Below are 13,556 nucleotides of genomic sequence, written 5' to 3' on the forward strand. Positions count from 1 at the left end.
AGGCGTTCGCGCGCAAATGCCACAGGCATAATTGGCCAGAAACAAACGTAGGAGCGGCTTTAGCCGCGAAGCGCCGCGCGGGCGGCGCTCGATCTATGCATCAACCAAAATCCCAAGACATGCACCTGGAAGCCCTCACCCCACCTCCCGACGGGCAAATCGCAGCCGCTCTTCCCCTGTTTTCCGTGAAAACCCTATTATACCTATGAAAACCCTTCGGGCATTCAGCCTCCGTGCTTGCCTATGTCATCCTCAAGTGCACTGATTGTCAGCTGCGCGCACAAACCTTTGTCCACATTGCAAAGGCGCCATGTGCGAGGCGGTAGCGGCGGTTGACTAAGGGCAAACTGCAGGTGATGTTCCATCATGCGATAGGCGTCGGGCCCGGAGAACATGAATGTGATGGGCTCGTCATGCTTCGCCAGTCTGGCTTCGCTGGCGCTTTCGGGCGAAGCTGATGTCGTCGGTATTTCCGCATCATCGTATGCAGAATGGTTTGGCAGCGGGCTGTAGAACGACTTGTAATTGAAGTTGAGCGTCAGGAAGAATAGCGCCGTCAAAAAGAACGGAAAACCCACCAGAAACCAGGTATAGAGCTTCTGGCTGGACTCGCTGAGAAACGGCAGTGTCGCAAGGGCAGAGGCTTCGATTATTCCCGCGAAGATGGCAATGATCGTCAGCGGGGCGACAGGTTGTGCTTTAGGCATAGGGGCCGTCTCCAGCGGTTTTGCCCATCTTTACCTTACGGCTGCATTCAACTAAAGACTGGACCGTTTCCCCGGTGAGGAAAAGTCAGCGTAATTTGTTGCTGCCCTGTCTTTTCAGCGTATTTGAATCGGCTTTGTCTCCAGGTGAAGGTCAGTTTTCAGCTGTTAAGCTTTTGCGAGTAGCTGATACCGTTAGTTTCGCTAATAAGGAATTTGGTTGTTACAACTAGAGCTGTTATGTGTAGGAAATTTCTGTAAGTGCTGTAGGTTTCTTCTGCTCTTGAGTTTCGTCGCCAAATCGCCGCGCCATCATGCACCCCGTCGGTTATCTTGGCGTGCCAAAGCAACAACAATGAATGGATATCGCATGAATAAAGTGCTTGTCGTGGATGATCATCCGGTCATACGCTTGGCCGTACGCATGCTGATGGAGCGGCATGGGTATGACGTCGTAGCGGAGACCGACAATGGGGTGGCTGCACTGCAGCTGACTCGGCAATACCTGCCAGACATCGTGGTGCTGGATATCGGCATCCCGAAACTGGATGGCCTGGAGGTGATCGCCCGCATGGCGACTTTCAGCCCAAGCAGCAAGGTGCTGGTGCTGACGTCGCAGGCCCCCGGCAACTTCTCGATGCGCTGTATGCAGGCGGGGGCGGCGGGATACGTGTGCAAGCAGCAGGAGCTCACTGAGCTTCTGAGCGCCATCAAAGCCGTGTTGTCGGGCTACAGCTATTTTCCCAATCAGGCCCTGCATACGTCACGAGGCCGGGGCGGGGGTAGTGAGACGGATATGGTCAACCGCCTCTCCGCACGCGAGATGACAGTGTTGCAACAGCTGGCACGCGGGCGCTCGAACAAGGAGATTGCCGACAGCATGTTCCTCAGCAACAAGACGGTCAGTACCTACAAGTCCCGCCTGTTGCTCAAGCTCAATGCACGGTCGCTGGTCGACCTGATCGAGTTGGCGCAACGGCAAGGGTTGAGCTGACCGCCAGGCTGTAAAGCCTCCACCCAGGAGGCTTTGCCAGGGTTGCAGGCCAAAGCTACAGGTCGTAGTCGAAATCGGCCAACTGCTTCTGCAGGCGCCGTTCTTCCAGCATGTTGTCGATGGTGCGGCGTTTGCTCAGGTTGGTCTTTGCGGTTTCCACCTGGGGCTCCGCGTCATCTTCTGTGGCAACAAAATCATCTTCGATCGACAGGTCGTCTTTATCGGTGCTCATGAGTCGCTCCAAGCCAAGGGGCCATTGGCCGTCCTTATAACCAGAAAGCAGACGCTGGTAAAAAAGATTTTTTCAATCGCAAAGCGTGGTTTCCAGCTATCGACTCAATCGTCGGAGGTCTTGTGCTTGTACTCGCACAAATCTTCGATCCGGCAGCTACCGCACCTTGGCTTGCGTGCCTGGCACACATAGCGCCCGTGCAGGATCAGCCAGTGGTGGGCGTCGAGCAGGTAATCCTTGGGCACGAACTTGATCAGCTTTTTCTCCACTTCCAGTACCGTCTTGCCTGGCGCAATGCCGGTGCGGTTGCTGACCCGGAAGATATGGGTATCCACTGCCATGGTCGGCTGGCGGAATGCCGTGTTGAGCACCACGTTGGCGGTCTTGCGGCCCACGCCAGGCAGCGCCTCCAGGGCTTCGCGGGTTTGCGGCACCTGGCTGTCGTGGTGCTCGATCAGCAGGCGGCAGGCTTCAATGACGTTCTTGGCTTTGCTGTTGTACAGCCCGATGGTCTTGATGTATTCGCTCAGGCCGTCAACGCCCAAGGCGTAGATGGCCTCGGGAGTGTTGGCGACGGGAAACAGGCGAGCGGTGGCCTTGTTGACGCCGACGTCGGTGGATTGCGCAGACAGTGTCACGGCGACCAGCAGTTCAAATGGGGTGGTGTAGGCCAGTTCGGTCTTCGGGTCGGGGTTGTCTTCGTGCAGCCTGCGAAAGATCTCCAGGCGTTTGGCGGCATTCATGAAATCAGAGCTTTCCTTGACGACGAGGGTGGGCAGGGCCCGGACGCAGGCGATTGTACAAGGCCAACAGCAGTCCGAGCAGTAGCAGGGCGCCGGGGGCCAGGTTGGCCAGGTGTACATCGGCCAGGTCGGCCAGCCATTGGCGGCTGGCGCCGAGCAGCAGGCAAGTGGCAAGCACCGCGGCAAGGTGCCTGGCGAGCAGGCGCCAGCGACCTTGGTTAGGCAGCAGGTGGTCGGTGGCCAGGCATTGCAGGCACAGCAGTGCGGGATAATGGCCGAGGGCAATGGCCAATGGCAGCAGCCAAGCCCGCAGCGCCAGTTGCAGGCAGCTGGCCAGTGCGGCCAGCAGTAGCAGGCTGGCCAGCACATACGCCCAGCTGCTCAGGTGCTGGCGCAGGGGCGCCATCAGCAGTTGGTGCAGGAGGCTCATCACTACCGCACACAGGCCGATAGCCGTGCCTTCGCGGAGTGTGTGGGTGGCGCCCAGCAGGGGTACAAGCGCTACAGCCAGCAGGTAGAACCTATTCATGTGTGGCGCCCTCCAGCAGTGCGCTGCGCTGCTCGTCGAAATAGCTCAGGGCCTCCTGCAATGCTGCGATCACTGCCCGCGAGGTCACGGTGGCGCCGGCCAATTGGTCAAAGTCACCCTGGTCGCGCTTCAGGGCCCAGTGATCGCCCAAAAGCCGGTTGGCAAATTGCCCCAACCAGTTCACGCGTGGGTCAGCCAGGCGTGCGCCAAGCCCGGGGCTTTCCTGTTGCTCGACCACCTGGCTACCAATCAGGTGGCCATCAGCGGCGATGGCGATGCTCAGCACGATCGGCCCGGCGTAGCCCTGGGTCTGGGTGACGAGGATGATCGCGGTAGGTTTGCCTGCCAGCGTGGCCCGGTAAGCCGCCAGGATACGGCTGCTTGGCCGCTGTGGCGCGGGTCTTGATAGCGGGGTGTCGAGTGGCTGGTTGTCGTAACTGCCTTCGGGCAGCACCGCCAACCGCTGGCGGCTTTGCAGTTGTTTCTCGGCGTCGGCAATCGCCGTGCTGGTCCAATGTCGCCATGCCAGGGTGGCGGACAAGGCGAGTGCCGCAGTCAGCATCAGCAGGCACGTATCACGCACCAGGCGGTTCATCGAGTGGCCTGCTGGTGTTGCAAGGCCAGGCGCTCAAGGCTCGGCGCCACGAGGTTCATCAGCAGGATGGCGAACGCCGTGCCATCCGGGTAGCTACCCCAAGTGCGAATCAGGTAGATCAGCAGCCCCGCCCCCAGGCCGAACCACAGTCTCGCCCACTCGTGCCGGGGGCCAGACACTGGCTCGGTGGCGATGAAGAACGCCGCCAGCATGGTCGAGCCGGAGAACAGGTGCAACAAGGGCGAGCCGTTGGAGTCCGAGCCCGAGCCGTTCCAGGCTAGCAGGCTGAACAACAACAGCCCTGCCAGTAGCCCAACCGGCGTATGCCAGCTAATCACCTTGCGCTGTAGCAGGAACAATCCGCCCAGCAGGAATGCCAGGTTGGCCCATTCGCTGCCGCGCCCGCCGACGCTGCCGAAGCCTGGGTGGCTGGCGAACAGCTCATCGATGGTCAGGCTGCGGTTGTGGCGCAGGCCGTCGAGTAGTGTTGGCCGCGCCCAGGCATCGATCTGATCACCGCCGGCGAACACCTGTTGCAGGCTGTCGAGCAGGCCAGGTGCTGGCCCTGGCCAGTGGTTCATCTGCAGCGGGAAACTCAGCAATACGAAGGCATACCCAACCATGGCCGGGTTAAACAGGTTGCGCCCGACACCGCCAAAGGCCTGCTTGCCGATGCCAATGGCAACGCTTGCGGCGACTACAGGCAACCACCAGGGGGCAAGTGGGGGCAGGGCAGCGGTGAGCAGCACGGCAGTCACCAGCGCGCTGCCATCATTTAACGCCGCGCCCAGCGGTTGTGCGCGTAACGCCAGCAGCAGTGCTTCGCAAGCCAGCGCGGCACTGGCGCAAAGCAACAGGTTCAACAGCAACCCCCAGCCGTGCAGCCATAGCAGCGTCAGCAGGCCAGGCGCGCAGGCCAGCAAAACCAGGCCCATGCTGGTGCGTAACCGCGGGTCAGGTTTGCTTTTCATTGGCTGAATAACCCGTTGAAACCGGAAAACGCCATGGCCATGATTCCGGCACCGATCAACTCGATGGGCAGGCCGCGCAGCACGCCGGGGACGTCGGCGTCAGCAATGCGCTGTCGCAAGTCGGCGAACAAGGCCAGCGCCAGCCAGAAACCGGCTCCAGCCAGCAGGGCTTGCAGCAGCGAGGATGACCAGGCGCTGTCATCGCTGGCCTGTTGCAGGGCCAGCCCCAGCGCTACGGCGTTGCTCGACAGCAGTGCTGGCAACTGCGCTACGGGCCAGGTCGGGCGCCATTTGGCCAGGAGCCATGGTATGCCCCAGGCGAGCAGTGCCAGCCAGGGTAGCAACAGGAACAGGGCAAGGTCCTGGATGTGCAACGGGGCAAGCACCCCTTGAGCCAGCAGCTGAGCGCCGATCACACCCAGGGCGATGCACAGTGCGCAGGCCAGGCCGTGCACATGCAGGTGCAGCCTGGGCAGTGACTGTTGGTGTAGGCACAGATGATTGACCAGCGCGGCGCTGATCAGGACCAGGATGTAGTCATTCATTAGATGACGATAGCCGGGAATCGGGGCGATTGTCCGGTGTTTGGCATCACGCTGCCGAGCAAATGTGGGAGCGGGCATGTCGCGGCGGTTCGACGCCTCGACATGCCCGCTCCCACCGTGGCCTTCAAGGCTGTTACTTGATGCGCTGACCTGGCTTGGCGCCGCTGTCCGGGCTCAGCAGGTAAATCTCTTCACCGCCAGGGCCGGCGGCCATGACCATGCCTTCGGACACGCCAAAGCGCATTTTCCGTGGCTTGAGGTTGGCCACCATCATGGTCAGGCGGCCTTCCAGCTGGGACGGGTCTGGGTAAGCCGACTTGATGCCGGAGAACACGTTGCGGCGCTCGTCACCGATGTCCAGGGTCAGTTGCAGCAGCTTGTCGGCGCCCGGTACGGCTTCGGCCTTGACGATCAGCGCCACGCGCAGGTCGACGGCAGCGAAGGTGTCGAACTCGATTTCTGCCGACAGGGGGTCCTTGGTCAGCTCGCCGTTGCCGGCCGGGGCCTTGGCTTCGGCGGCCAGCAAGTCTTCCTTGCTGGCGGCGACCATGGCTTCTACCTTGGCCGGCTCGATGCGGCTCATCAGGGCCTTGAACGGGTTCAGCTGGTGGTTTTCCAGGCGCGACAGGTGGTCGTTCCAGGTCAGCGGGGCAACGTTGAGGAAGGCCTCGGCATCGGCAGCCAGCAGCGGCAGCACCGGCTTGAGGAAGATTACCAGCTGGCGGAACAGGTTGATGCCCTGGGCGCAGATGGCTTGTACTTCATCCTGTTTACCTTCCTGCTTGGCCAGCGACCACGGTGCCTTGTCGGCGATCCAGGCGTTGGCGCGGTCGGCCAGGGCCATGATTTCGCGCATGGCACGGCCAAAGTCGCGGCCTTCATAGGCTTCGGCAATGGACGGGGCGGCGGCCAGGAAGGCTTCGGTCAGCTCTGGTGCGGCATCGCCGGCCACCATCACACCTTCGTTGCCCTTGTGGATGAAGCCGGCGCAGCGGCTGGCGATGTTGACTACCTTGCCGACCAGGTCGGAGTTGACCTTCTGCACGAAGTCTTCCAGGTTCAGGTCCAGGTCATCGACGCCGCGGCCCAGTTTGGCCGCGTAGTAATAACGCAGGTATTCCGGCTGCAGGTGATCGAGGTAGGTGCGGGCCTTGATGAAGGTGCCGCGTGACTTGGACATCTTGGCGCCGTTGACGGTCAGGTAACCGTGCACGTTGACTGCAGTCGGCTTGCGGAAGCCAGCGCCTTCAAGCATGGCAGGCCAGAACAGGGCGTGGAAGTTGACGATGTCCTTGCCGATGAAGTGGTACAGCTCGGCGTTGGAGCCTTCGTTCCAGAAGGCATCGAAGTCCAGCTCTGGGCGGCGCGCGCAGAGGTTCTTGAAGCTGGCCATGTAGCCGATTGGCGCGTCCAGCCATACGTAGAAGTACTTGCCTGGCTCGCCCGGGATTTCAAAGCCAAAGTACGGTGCATCGCGGGAGATGTCCCACTCCTGCAAGCCGGAATCCAGCCATTCGGCCAGCTTGTTGGCGACGGCGTCCTGCAAGGTGCCGCTGCGGGTCCACTGCTGCAGCATGGCCTGGAAGTCTGGCAGCTTGAAGAAGAAGTGCTGGGAGTCACGCAGTACCGGGGTGGCACCGGAAATCGCCGACTTGGGGTTCTTCAGTTCGGTAGGTGCGTAGGTGGCGCCGCATTTTTCGCAGTTGTCGCCGTACTGGTCTTCGGCCGCACACTTGGGGCAGGTGCCCTTGATGAAACGGTCGGCCAGGAACATGCCCTTTTCCGGGTCGAAGTACTGGGTCACCGAACGGGTGGCAATGTGCCCGGCTTCACGCAGGCGCGAGTAGATCAGGCTCGACAGTTCGCGGTTTTCTTCGCTGTGGGTAGAGTGGAAGTTGTCGAAGTCCACCAGGAAGTCGGCGAAGTCGCTGCTGTGCTCGGCTTGGACGTTGGCGATCAGTTGCTCCGGGGTGATGCCTTCTTTTTCGGCGCGCAGCATGATGGCCGAGCCGTGAGCGTCGTCTGCGCAGACATAGATGCACTGGTTGCCGCGCAGTTTCTGGAAGCGCACCCACATGTCCGTCTGGATGTACTCCAGCATATGGCCAAGGTGGATCGATCCATTGGCATAGGGCAGGGCGCTGGTGACGAGAATCTGGCGTGGCTCGGACATGGTGGCTCGGCTACTTATCTGGCGACGGGGTAAAAATGAGGTTGATCGGCCACTATAAAGGGCTGGCGAAGATATTTCACCCCGCACGCGCATCTGCTGACGATTGACGGGTTAGGATAGGCGCCTGTTTTACATTCAGTTTGCCAATGGGAGTCTCCATGAGTGCCGTCACCCGTGCCGCCGTCGAAGGCGTGCTTCGCCAGTACACCGACCCCTACCTGAACCAGGACCCGGTCAGCGCCGGCTGCGTGCGCGCCGTCGATATCAAGGGCGGGCAGGTCAGCGTGCAATTGCAACTGGGGTATGCCGCAGGGCTGTTCAAGAATGGCTGGGCCCAGGTGCTGCAAACCGCTATCGGTAACCTCGAGGGCGTCAGCAGCGCCGAGGTGTCGATAGACTGCGTGGTGGCCGCGCACAAGGCCCAGGCCCAGGTGCCGGCCATGGCCAGCGTCAAGAACATCATTGCCGTGGCGTCCGGCAAGGGCGGTGTGGGCAAGTCGACCACGGCGGCCAACCTGGCCTTGGCCCTGGCCCGCGAAGGTGCGCGGGTAGGTATTCTCGATGCCGACATCTATGGCCCTAGCCAGGGCGTGATGTTTGGTATCGCCGAAGGCACCCGCCCGCAGATTCGCGAGCAGAAGTGGTTTGTGCCGATCAAGGCCCATGGTGTGGAAGTCATGTCCATGGCGTTCCTTACCGATGACAACACGCCGATGGTCTGGCGTGGCCCGATGGTTTCCGGTGCATTGCTGCAACTGGTGACCCAGACTGCCTGGGATGACCTGGATTACCTGGTCATCGACATGCCGCCGGGCACCGGCGACATCCAGCTGACCCTGGCACAGAAAGTGCCGGTGGCGGGTTCGGTGATCGTCACCACGCCGCAGGACCTGGCGCTGCTGGATGCCAAGAAAGGCGTGGAGATGTTCCGCAAGGTCAACATTCCGGTGCTGGGCGTGGTCGAGAACATGGCCGTGCACATCTGCTCGAATTGCGGCCATGCCGAGCACCTGTTCGGCGAAGGTGGCGGTGAGAAGCTGGCCAGCCAGTATGGCGTCGACCTGCTGGCCTCGCTGCCGCTGTCGATGCTGATCCGCGAACAGGCTGACAGCGGCAAACCGACGGCGATTGCCGAGCCGGAAAGCCAGATTGCCATGGTTTATCAGGAGCTGGCACGTCAGGTGGGTGCGCGCATTGTGTTGCAGGAAGCGGCGGCGCCGGCGATGCCGAGCATTACCATCAGCGAAGACTGATCTGAGACCGTGTCGCCTGCTCCCACAGGTAAAGCGCAGCCTGCAAGTGCCGCGCGGTCCCTGTGGGAGCGGGCAAGCCCGCGAAGCAGGTGACTCGGTCTTTCAGCCAGGCATAAAAAAACCCGCCAGAAGGCGGGTTTTTTTGAAAGCTAAAAAGCTAGATCGACTTAGGCGATCTGAACTTCTTCAGCCTGCATGCCTTTCTGGCCGCGGGTAGCGACGAAAGTAACAGCCTGGCCTTCTTTCAGGGTTTTGAAGCCGTCAGCTTGGATGGCTTTGAAGTGCACGAACAGGTCGTCGCCCGACTGAGGGGTGATGAAGCCGTAGCCTTTCTCATCGTTGAACCACTTAACAACACCGGATTGACGGTTGGACATTTTTCTGTCTCCTTGGACAATTTGATAACGGTCAGGAAAAACCCTGGCCGGGACTGAGCGCAAAGAGAGCAGAAAATTCAGCGATGGGCCGATCAGGATCGTGCATCAAACTAGAGATTCTCGGTGTCACGTGCAGCACAGTGGCGCCACCTTACCCCACTTTCCACGAGCTGCCAATGGTCTGTGAACGCTTTAAGCAAATTCGGATCGACGGCGGCTGCAGCCCCCGTCCGGCGCGGGATGAGGCAGTGGAACTTTAACCCGGGCGCCGGGACCGGTAATATGCGCGTCTGGATTTTCCCCTCGCAACTCTTCAGGACACCCCGCCATGAGCATCAAATCGGACAAGTGGATTCGCCGCATGGCGCAGGAACACGGCATGATCGAACCGTTCGTCGAACGCCAGGTGCGCGGCGAGCAGGACAGCCGGGTTATCTCCTTCGGCGTCTCCAGCTACGGCTACGACGTGCGCTGCGCCGACGAATTCAAGGTGTTCACCAACATCAACTCGGCCACCGTCGATCCGAAGAACTTCGATGCCGGCAGCTTCGTCGACATCAAGAGCGACGTGTGCATCATCCCGCCGAACTCGTTCGCCCTGGCGCGCACCGTCGAGTACTTCCGCATCCCGCGTGACGTGCTGACCATCTGCCTAGGCAAGAGCACCTACGCCCGTTGCGGCATCATCGTCAATGTCACCCCGCTCGAACCCGAATGGGAAGGCCACGTGACGCTGGAGTTCTCCAACACCACCACGCTGCCGGCGAAGATCTACGCCAATGAAGGCGTGGCACAGATGTTGTTCCTGCAGTCCGACGAAGAATGCGAAGTGTCGTACAAGGACCGTGGCGGCAAATACCAGGGCCAGCGCGGCGTCACCCTGCCTCGTACCTGAGCCGACAAACGCGGGGAATTACCCGCGGCTTTGGCACTCCAACGGATGAACGCCGGTGCGCATGATGCGCATCGGCCTTGTCAGGAGCCGCCAATGAAACTCCATCCCGCAATCAGTGCCAAGCTGGCAGGTCTGCAGCCCAACCACATCGGGTTGTTGCCCTGGTCACTGCTGGCACACCCGCTGCCGATGCAGGCGGGGGGCGTGCCCCACCAGCCTGACCCCGATACCCCGCAACCGCCGGAACCTGGTGAAACTCAACCCATGGAGCCGGGCGAGCCGACCCTGCCAGATGAGCCGCCTCCCGCGCCTGTAGCCTGAGCGCTGCTATAGCGCCCAGATGCGACCAGCCCCGGCCAGGTAAACCCGGCTGGCGCTGGTGGGGGTGATTTCCCAACCGCCGGTGAATTCACCGAAAGCCGGCAGCAGGCTGACCTGCTCATCGATCAGGAAGCAAGGCAGGCGCAGGCGCTGACGGGCTTTGCCGCGAAGGACGAAGACCGGGTGTACATGGCCTGCCAGTACCGGGTGTGTCGGGTTGGCTTCAGGTTCATGCTGTAGTGCAAATGGGGCTAAAACCCAAGGTTCGTCCTTGACCTCAATTCCGAGCGAAACGGGTGGGTCGCCGGCGTTGCGATCATGATTGCCGCGTATCAGGACGATTTTCAGGTCATTATGCCGCGCTCGCCAGGCATGCAGCCGGGCCAGCGTTGCTGGGGCCCGGGCTGTGCGCGCATGCAGGAAATCGCCCAGTACTATCAGTTGCTCGCACTTATGTTCCTCTAGCAGGGCATCCAGGCGGGCGAGCGTTGCCTCGGTCGTACCGCGCGGCACGGGTTGATGCAGGGCGCGGTAGCTGGCGGCCTTGCCAATGTGCACGTCGGCCACCAGCAAGGCGCGGCGCGCGGGCCAGTAGATGGCTTTGTCAGGGAGCAGCCACAGCGTCTGGCCGCAGTGCTCAATGGGCTGGTGATTCATGCAGTCTTGCCCGTTTTGACCGGGGGCCGCGTCGCGAAAGGGCTGCAAAGCAGCCCCAAAAAGCACCAACACATCGCAGTCACCCCCCGCCCGCCGCATGCTCCAGTTCCGCCACCATCCGCGCAATCCGGTCCGCCAGTTTCTCGGTGCTCAACGTCTCGCGCATCCCCTCCACCAGCAAGGCAAACGCCAACGGCCCCGGCCGCTTCAACGCGCGCAGGTCCAGCTGCAACCCGTTCATTTTCAGCAGTTGCCGATGCAGCCGCTCGATTTCCAGTTCTTCTCTCAACACTTCATCCCGTGCCTGGCCAAGCAGCAAATTCTCCGCGTCATGCTTGCGAAAAACCTCATAGAACAGCCCGCTGGACGCCTGGATCTGTCGCGTACTCTTCTGCGCCGCCGGATACCCGCCAAACACCAGCCCGGCAATCTGGGCAATCTCACGAAAGCGCCGCAGTGCCATTTCCCCTGCGTTCAGGCTGGCAAGCACATCCTCCAGCAGATGTTCGGTACTGAGCGCCTGCGGCAAGTGGGTCGCCCAGTCGACGTTGCCAGGACTGAGCAGCTCGAACCCATAGTCGTTGACGGCAATCGACACCGACAGCGGCTGCTCGCGGCTGACCCGCCAGGCGATCAGGTTGGCCAGGCCGAGGTTGGCCATGCGCCCGGCAAAGGGATACAGGAACAAGTGCCAGCCCTGGCGGGATTTGAAGGTTTCGGCCAGCAGCGTGCGCGTGGTGGGCAAGGCCGACCATTGTGCCTGTAGTACCAGCAACGGGCGCACGGCCCGCATCTCCGGGCCAGCAAAACGATCATTGGCTGCGGCATCGAGCTGTTCGACCAGCGCATCCGCCAGCTCGCTGGACAGCGGCATGCGCCCGCCATTCCAGCGTGCCACAGCCGCCTTGCGCGCCGTGCTGCGACGCACATAGGCGGTCATGTTTTCCACTCGTACCAACTCCAGTATTCGCCCGGCGAACACCAGCGTATCGCCGGGCCGCAGGCGGGCGATGAATGCTTCTTCGACACTGCCCAGCGTCTTGCCCCCACCGCCCTTGCTCCAGAATTTCAGCTGCAGGTTGGCATCACTGACGATGGTGCCGATACCCATGCGATGGCGCCGTGCCAGGCGTTCACTGGCCACCCGGTACACCCCGTCGGCGTGGCGCTCGACGCGCTGGTAGTCCGGGTAGGCGCTGAGCGAGCTGCCGCCGTGGCAGACGAAGTCCAGCGCCCACTGCCATTGGCTGTCGCGCAACTCGGCGAAAGCCCAGGTGCTGCGCACTTCGGCCAGCAACTGCTCGGGGCGAAAGCCACCGCCCAAGGCCATGCTGACCAAGTGCTGCACCAGCACGTCCATGCACAGCCGCGGCGAGAAACGGGCCTCGATATGCCCGGCTGCCAGTGCCTGGCGGGCCGCCGCCGCTTCTACCAGTTCCAGGCTGTGAGTGGGCACCAGGGTAACCCGCGAGTGCCGCCCTGGTGCATGGCCGGAGCGGCCGGCCCGCTGCATCAGGCGCGCAATGCCCTTGGCTGAGCCGATCTGCAGCACCCGCTCCACGGGCAGGAAGTCCACGCCCAGGTCCAGGCTGGAGGTACAGATTACCGCCTTCAGGCTACCCTGCTTGAGGCTGCGCTCGACCCAGTCCCGGGTATCGCGGGCCAGCGAGGCGTGGTGCAGGGCAAGCACGCCGGCCCAGTCGGGGCGGGCTTCGAGCAGGGCCTGATACCAGAGTTCGGCCTGGGCGCGGGTGTTGGTAAACACCAGGCAACTGGTGCTGGCATCGATCTCGTGGCTGACCTGGCCGAGCATCTTCAGGCCCATATGCCCGGCCCAGGGGAAACGCTCGATCGCAGCCGGCAGCAGGGTATCAACCTGCAGCGCCTTGTCTTGCCGGCCCTGCACCAGCAGGCCGCCTTGCGGCAGCAACACCTCCAGCGCGTGGCGCAGGTTGCCCAGTGTTGCCGACAAGCCCCAGGTTGGCAGGCCAGGTTGCCAGTGACGCAGGCGAGCCAAGGCCAGTTGCAGTTGTACGCCACGCTTGTTGCCCAGCAGCTCGTGCCATTCGTCCACTACCACCATGCGCAGCGTGGCGAAATCCTCGTGTGCCTGTGCGCGGGTCAACAGCAGGGTCAGGCTCTCGGGGGTGGTGACAAGTACGCTGGGCAGGCGCCGGGCTTGCCGGGCGCGCTCGGCGCTGCCGGTGTCGCCGCTGCGTACACCCACGCTCCAGGGCAGGCCCAGTTCATCCACAGGTGCTTGCAAGGCGCGTGCAGTGTCGGCTGCCAGGGCACGCATGGGCGTCACCCACAGCACCTGCAAGGGTGCAGGCTGGCGAGCTTGGGCTTGGGCTTGGGCTTGGGCTTGGGCTTGGGCCTTGAAGGCGCGTAGCGCGGCCAGCCATACCGCGTACGTCTTGCCGGCGCCGGTACTGGCGTGTAGCAGGCCGGATTCACCGCGCTCTACAGCCGCCCATACCCGTCGCTGAAACGCGAACGGCTTCCAGCCACGGTGGGCGAACCAGGCATTGGCAAGGTCGGTAGCGGTAGGCATCAGGCAGGAGGTC

At 62.1% G+C, this 13,556-nt stretch carries 15 protein-coding genes; 4 read left to right on the forward strand and 11 right to left on the reverse strand.

Annotation, left to right across the window (positions count from 1 at the left end; all coding sequences use genetic code 11):
• Nucleotides 1–224: 224 nt before the first annotated feature.
• Nucleotides 225–707, reverse strand: coding sequence for a hypothetical protein (locus ACIP1G_RS24230; protein ID WP_400741422.1), 483 nt, complete (start codon nt 705–707; stop codon nt 225–227).
• A 367-nt stretch (nt 708–1,074) separates the two neighbouring features.
• Between ACIP1G_RS24230 and ACIP1G_RS24235 the strand changes: the two genes are divergently transcribed.
• Nucleotides 1,075–1,698 (forward strand): response regulator, encoded by a 624-nt coding sequence (locus ACIP1G_RS24235; RefSeq protein WP_400741425.1) that lies wholly within the window; start codon nt 1,075–1,077, stop codon nt 1,696–1,698.
• Between the two features lie 55 nt (nt 1,699–1,753).
• On the opposite strand, the gene ACIP1G_RS24240 is transcribed toward ACIP1G_RS24235, so the two are convergent.
• The 7 genes from ACIP1G_RS24240 to metG all read right to left on the reverse strand — a co-directional run bounded on the left by ACIP1G_RS24240 (nt 1,754) and on the right by metG (nt 7,486).
• The gene (locus ACIP1G_RS24240; protein WP_400741427.1) at nt 1,754–1,930 is read right to left on the reverse strand and encodes a PA3496 family putative envelope integrity protein; all 177 of its coding nucleotides are present in this window, start codon (nt 1,928–1,930) and stop codon (nt 1,754–1,756) included.
• A 104-nt stretch (nt 1,931–2,034) separates the two neighbouring features.
• Nucleotides 2,035–2,673 carry an endonuclease III gene (gene nth, locus ACIP1G_RS24245; RefSeq protein WP_400741430.1) on the reverse strand — a complete coding sequence of 213 codons (639 nt, stop codon included), beginning with the start codon at nt 2,671–2,673 and terminating at the stop codon, nt 2,035–2,037.
• A gap of 4 nt (nt 2,674–2,677) precedes the next feature.
• A complete protein-coding gene (locus tag ACIP1G_RS24250; RefSeq protein ID WP_400741432.1) occupies nt 2,678–3,202 on the reverse strand; it encodes an Rnf-Nqr domain containing protein in 525 nt (174 codons plus the stop codon).
• Complete coding sequence (locus ACIP1G_RS24255) at nt 3,195–3,797, reverse strand: RnfABCDGE type electron transport complex subunit G (RefSeq protein ID WP_400741435.1); 603 nt, start codon at nt 3,795–3,797, stop codon at nt 3,195–3,197. The genes ACIP1G_RS24250 and ACIP1G_RS24255 overlap by 8 nt, the downstream gene beginning before the upstream one ends.
• Entirely contained in the window at nt 3,794–4,768 is a 975-nt protein-coding gene (locus ACIP1G_RS24260; protein WP_400741438.1) for an RnfABCDGE type electron transport complex subunit D, read from the reverse strand. Before ACIP1G_RS24260 ends, ACIP1G_RS24255 begins: the two co-directional genes overlap by 4 nt.
• On the reverse strand, nt 4,765–5,313 hold the full coding sequence (locus ACIP1G_RS24265; RefSeq protein ID WP_400741440.1) for an Rnf-Nqr domain containing protein: 549 nt from the start codon (nt 5,311–5,313) through the stop codon (nt 4,765–4,767). The genes ACIP1G_RS24260 and ACIP1G_RS24265 overlap by 4 nt, the downstream gene beginning before the upstream one ends.
• Before the next feature lie 133 nt (nt 5,314–5,446).
• On the reverse strand, nt 5,447–7,486 hold the full coding sequence (gene metG / locus ACIP1G_RS24270; protein ID WP_400741443.1) for a methionine--tRNA ligase: 2,040 nt from the start codon (nt 7,484–7,486) through the stop codon (nt 5,447–5,449).
• Nucleotides 7,487–7,644: 158 nt separating this feature from the next.
• On the opposite strand from metG, the gene apbC reads away from it, so the two are divergent.
• Nucleotides 7,645–8,739 carry an iron-sulfur cluster carrier protein ApbC gene (gene apbC, locus ACIP1G_RS24275; RefSeq protein WP_400741445.1) on the forward strand — a complete coding sequence of 365 codons (1,095 nt, stop codon included), beginning with the start codon at nt 7,645–7,647 and terminating at the stop codon, nt 8,737–8,739.
• A gap of 167 nt (nt 8,740–8,906) precedes the next feature.
• Here the strand turns inward: apbC and ACIP1G_RS24280 are convergent, their stop codons facing one another.
• The gene (locus tag ACIP1G_RS24280; protein ID WP_003254922.1) at nt 8,907–9,116 is read right to left on the reverse strand and encodes a cold-shock protein; all 210 of its coding nucleotides are present in this window, start codon (nt 9,114–9,116) and stop codon (nt 8,907–8,909) included.
• 328 nt (nt 9,117–9,444) lie between these two features.
• Between ACIP1G_RS24280 and dcd the strand changes: the two genes are divergently transcribed.
• Together dcd and ACIP1G_RS24290 are read left to right on the forward strand one after the other, a co-directional pair.
• Nucleotides 9,445–10,011 carry a dCTP deaminase gene (dcd, locus tag ACIP1G_RS24285; protein WP_003258001.1) on the forward strand — a complete coding sequence of 189 codons (567 nt, stop codon included), beginning with the start codon at nt 9,445–9,447 and terminating at the stop codon, nt 10,009–10,011.
• A 93-nt stretch (nt 10,012–10,104) separates the two neighbouring features.
• Nucleotides 10,105–10,332, forward strand: coding sequence for a hypothetical protein (locus tag ACIP1G_RS24290; RefSeq protein ID WP_016498226.1), 228 nt, complete (start codon nt 10,105–10,107; stop codon nt 10,330–10,332).
• A 6-nt stretch (nt 10,333–10,338) separates the two neighbouring features.
• Here the strand turns inward: ACIP1G_RS24290 and pdeM are convergent, their stop codons facing one another.
• Together pdeM and ACIP1G_RS24300 are read right to left on the reverse strand one after the other, a co-directional pair.
• Nucleotides 10,339–10,989, reverse strand: a complete 651-nt coding sequence (gene pdeM, locus ACIP1G_RS24295; RefSeq protein WP_400741448.1) for a ligase-associated DNA damage response endonuclease PdeM — start codon at nt 10,987–10,989, stop codon at nt 10,339–10,341.
• 79 nt (nt 10,990–11,068) lie between these two features.
• On the reverse strand, nt 11,069–13,543 hold the full coding sequence (locus tag ACIP1G_RS24300) for a ligase-associated DNA damage response DEXH box helicase (protein ID WP_400741451.1): 2,475 nt from the start codon (nt 13,541–13,543) through the stop codon (nt 11,069–11,071).
• Nucleotides 13,544–13,556: the final 13 nt, after the last annotated feature.

It is taken from the genome of Pseudomonas sp. NPDC089392 (genome assembly GCF_044749595.1).
GTDB lineage: Bacteria > Pseudomonadota > Gammaproteobacteria > Pseudomonadales > Pseudomonadaceae > Aquipseudomonas.

Bases quoted from the DNA above. Each gene is read 5' to 3' on its own strand.
- ACIP1G_RS24230 (WP_400741422.1), bottom strand. From the start codon at position 707: ATGCCTAAAGCACAACCTGTCGCCCCGCTGACGATCATTGCCATCTTC.
- ACIP1G_RS24265 (WP_400741440.1), bottom strand. From the start codon at position 5,313: ATGAATGACTACATCCTGGTCCTGATCAGCGCCGCGCTGGTCAATCAT.
- ACIP1G_RS24260 (WP_400741438.1), bottom strand. From the start codon at position 4,768: ATGAAAAGCAAACCTGACCCGCGGTTACGCACCAGCATGGGCCTGGTT.
- pdeM (WP_400741448.1), bottom strand. From the start codon at position 10,989: ATGAATCACCAGCCCATTGAGCACTGCGGCCAGACGCTGTGGCTGCTC.
- apbC (WP_400741445.1), top strand. From the start codon at position 7,645: ATGAGTGCCGTCACCCGTGCCGCCGTCGAAGGCGTGCTTCGCCAGTAC.
- ACIP1G_RS24250 (WP_400741432.1), bottom strand. From the start codon at position 3,202: ATGAATAGGTTCTACCTGCTGGCTGTAGCGCTTGTACCCCTGCTGGGC.
- ACIP1G_RS24280 (WP_003254922.1), bottom strand. From the start codon at position 9,116: ATGTCCAACCGTCAATCCGGTGTTGTTAAGTGGTTCAACGATGAGAAA.
- dcd (WP_003258001.1), top strand. From the start codon at position 9,445: ATGAGCATCAAATCGGACAAGTGGATTCGCCGCATGGCGCAGGAACAC.
- ACIP1G_RS24290 (WP_016498226.1), top strand. From the start codon at position 10,105: ATGAAACTCCATCCCGCAATCAGTGCCAAGCTGGCAGGTCTGCAGCCC.
- ACIP1G_RS24240 (WP_400741427.1), bottom strand. From the start codon at position 1,930: ATGAGCACCGATAAAGACGACCTGTCGATCGAAGATGATTTTGTTGCC.
- ACIP1G_RS24235 (WP_400741425.1), top strand. From the start codon at position 1,075: ATGAATAAAGTGCTTGTCGTGGATGATCATCCGGTCATACGCTTGGCC.
- ACIP1G_RS24255 (WP_400741435.1), bottom strand. From the start codon at position 3,797: ATGAACCGCCTGGTGCGTGATACGTGCCTGCTGATGCTGACTGCGGCA.
- ACIP1G_RS24300 (WP_400741451.1), bottom strand. From the start codon at position 13,543: ATGCCTACCGCTACCGACCTTGCCAATGCCTGGTTCGCCCACCGTGGC.
- metG (WP_400741443.1), bottom strand. From the start codon at position 7,486: ATGTCCGAGCCACGCCAGATTCTCGTCACCAGCGCCCTGCCCTATGCC.
- nth (WP_400741430.1), bottom strand. From the start codon at position 2,673: ATGAATGCCGCCAAACGCCTGGAGATCTTTCGCAGGCTGCACGAAGAC.